The sequence below is a fragment of the Streptomyces sp. NPDC058469 genome (genome assembly GCF_042721125.1).
GTDB lineage: Bacteria > Actinomycetota > Actinomycetes > Streptomycetales > Streptomycetaceae > Streptomyces.
This window is the reverse complement of the sequence record NZ_JBHXME010000339.1, coordinates 1-2471: the sequence shown is the minus strand read 5'-3', so window position 1 is coordinate 2471 and position 2471 is coordinate 1. Positions and strand designations below refer to the sequence as shown.

Here is a 2471-nt window from a genome sequence, read left to right as displayed (position 1 = left end):
CTCATGACCTGGGAGTCCGCCGCCACCAACAAGGCCATCGACCAGGCCCTGACCGGCTTCCACGACCCGAACATCACGGTCAAGCGCGTGCGGCCGCACACTCGGATTAGCTCAGGCCCGCGATGGTGCTGCGGACCTTGGTGATGATCGCGTCGGGGATCGGCGCGTAGTCGATGGTGCTGAGGACCTTCTGGCCGTCCTCGCTGGCGATGTAGGTGAGGAACGCCTTCGTCGCGGGCAGCGTGGCGGCCTTGTTGCCCTTGTCGCAGACGATCTCGTAGGTGACCAGGGTGAGCGGGTACGCGCCGTCGGCCTTGGTGTTGTAGTCCAGCTTCAGCGTCAGGTCCGAACCGGTGCCGACGACCTGGGCGGCGGCGATGTCCTTCGTGGCGCTGTCCGTGCTCGGGGCGACCGGGGCGGAGGCGCCGGTGTTGATGCTGACGGCCTTCACGCCGTCACCGACGTAGGAGAGCTCGAAGTAGCCGATGGCACCCGAGGTCGCCTTGACCTGCTGGGCGACGCCCGCGGAGCCGGCCGCGGACTGGCCGCCCTTGGCCTGCCAGGCCTTGCCGCCGGAGTACTTCCAGTTGGCCGCGGTGGTGGCGATCAGGTACTTGGTGAAGTTGTCCGTGGTGCCGGACTCGTCCGAGCGGTGGAACGCCTGGATCTTGAGGTCGGGCAGCGTGGCGGACGGGTTCAGCTTCTTGATCGCCGCGTCGTTCCACTTGGTGATCTTGCTGTCGAAGATCTTCGCGAGCGTCGGGGCGTCCAGGACCAGGTTGTCGACACCCGGGACGTTGTAGCCGAGCGCGATCGGGCCGCCGACCATCGGGAGGTCGATGCCCTGGCCGCCGGAGCAGACCTGCTTGGAGGCGGTGACCTCTTCGGGCTTCAGCGCGGAGTCGGAACCGGCGAAGGCCAGCTGACCCTGGTTGAAGGAGGTGACACCGGCGCCGGAGCCGCCGCCCTTGTAGTTGATCTGGACGCCACAGGCCTGGCTGAACGCCTTGACCCACGCGTCGATCGCGTTCTTCTGCGCGGACGAGCCGTCGGCGAGCAGCTGACCCTTGGCGTTGTCGCACTTGATCGAGCTGGCGTCGGCCGCCGAGGAGCTGCTGCTGCTCGTCGAGCCGCCGTTGTCGTCCGAGCCGCACGCCGTGAGGGCCAGGGCGCCGGAGACGGCGAGAGCACCGAGGGTGAGGGCCCGCCGGTTCATGCGCTGAAGCTTCACTTGAGGGAGTTCCTTCCGAGAGCCGCCGTCCTGAATTACGGCGGCGTGCGAAGACGGGGTGACACGGGTGCGACCCCCAGGTCGCGGCTCGCATCGCGTAAGGCCGAAAGTAGGCAGAACAGGTGAAGGCGCCTATGGGCATAAGTGAACGGAGGGTGAACCCCTGTGGGCGGTGCGGTTAGGTCACGGAACGCTCACGTCGAGGACACGAGGTGATCCCGGACTATGCCAGGTGCAGCGCGGTCAGGAGCGCGTCCACGAGGGTGCGGTCCCTCGGCTGGGTCAGGCGGTTGCGGGCGGCCGTAGGAGAGAGCCACAGGATGCGGTCCACCTCGGTGTTCGGCGTGAAACCGCCCTCGCCGGCCTCGGCCGCCCAGTACCGGACCCGCTTCGGCCGCCCGTTCGCAAGGTAACGCACGGTGGGCAGCACGGCACCGGCGGTAGCCGCGTATCCGGTCTCCTCGGCGACCTCGCGCCGAGCACCCGTGAGGGGTTCCTCGCCGCGCTTGAGCTTGCCTTTTGGATGGGACCAGTCGTCGTACTTGGGACGGTGGACCAGACAGATCTCCAGCCCCCCGTCCATCGGGGACCGGCGCCACAGGACGCAGCCGGCTGCCTGGACGGTGGTGTCGTTCGGGGAGGAAGTCACTGGTAGTTCACCGTCTCCTCTGCGGGGGTGTGGTGCGGGGCGTCAGAGCGTGCCCACCGCCTGTTTCTGCCACGACTGCTGGAAGGCGAAGCGGGCCGCCTCCACCTCGTGGCGCTGGTCGGCATGGAGCACTCCGAGCGCGTACGCGGTCGCCGGGGCGATGCGCGGGGTGCGGGCCGCCGCCGCGGCCGCCGCTGCGGCCTCCGCGGCGTCCCGGTGCAGATTGAGGGCCCGGCCGGCCGTCAGCAGGCGTACGTCCATCGGCGCGCCGTCCGCGTGCAGGACCTCGCCGGCGTAGCGGTGCAGGCGCAGCAGCAGGCGGACCTGGTGCCAGGGGCCGTCCTGGGGGTGCGGGGCGGGGTCGGGGGAGAGGCCGTGGATCAGGGCCTCCGCGTTGTACGGGTGCCCGGCGGTGACCAGGGGAAGCGCGGTGACCGCGTCGGTGAGGCGCTGCCCGGCGGCGGCGGCCAGCGGGCGCAGGTCGGCGCCGGCCGCGGCCGGGGTCAGTGGGACCTCGCTGGCGAGGACGGCGTCCTTGTCGGCGACCGCGGGGAAGCGGGAGGAGCCGAGGGCCTGCAGCGCGGTGGAGTG

At 70.2% G+C, this 2471-nt stretch carries 2 protein-coding genes and 1 pseudogene; all 3 read right to left on the bottom strand.

Annotated features, from left to right (window positions below):
- Window positions 1–106 precede the first annotated feature (106 nt).
- On the bottom strand, window positions 107–1231 hold the full coding sequence (pstS, locus tag ACFWP5_RS52250; RefSeq protein ID WP_384174476.1) for a phosphate ABC transporter substrate-binding protein PstS: 1125 nt from the start codon (window positions 1229–1231) through the stop codon (window positions 107–109).
- Window positions 1232–1454: 223 nt separating this feature from the next.
- Window positions 1455–1880 carry an NUDIX hydrolase gene (locus tag ACFWP5_RS52245; protein ID WP_384174473.1) on the bottom strand — a complete coding sequence of 142 codons (426 nt, stop codon included), beginning with the start codon at window positions 1878–1880 and terminating at the stop codon, window positions 1455–1457.
- Between the two features lie 42 nt (window positions 1881–1922).
- Window positions 1923–2471, bottom strand: a pseudogene (locus tag ACFWP5_RS52240) (metal-binding protein); the annotation flags it as partial.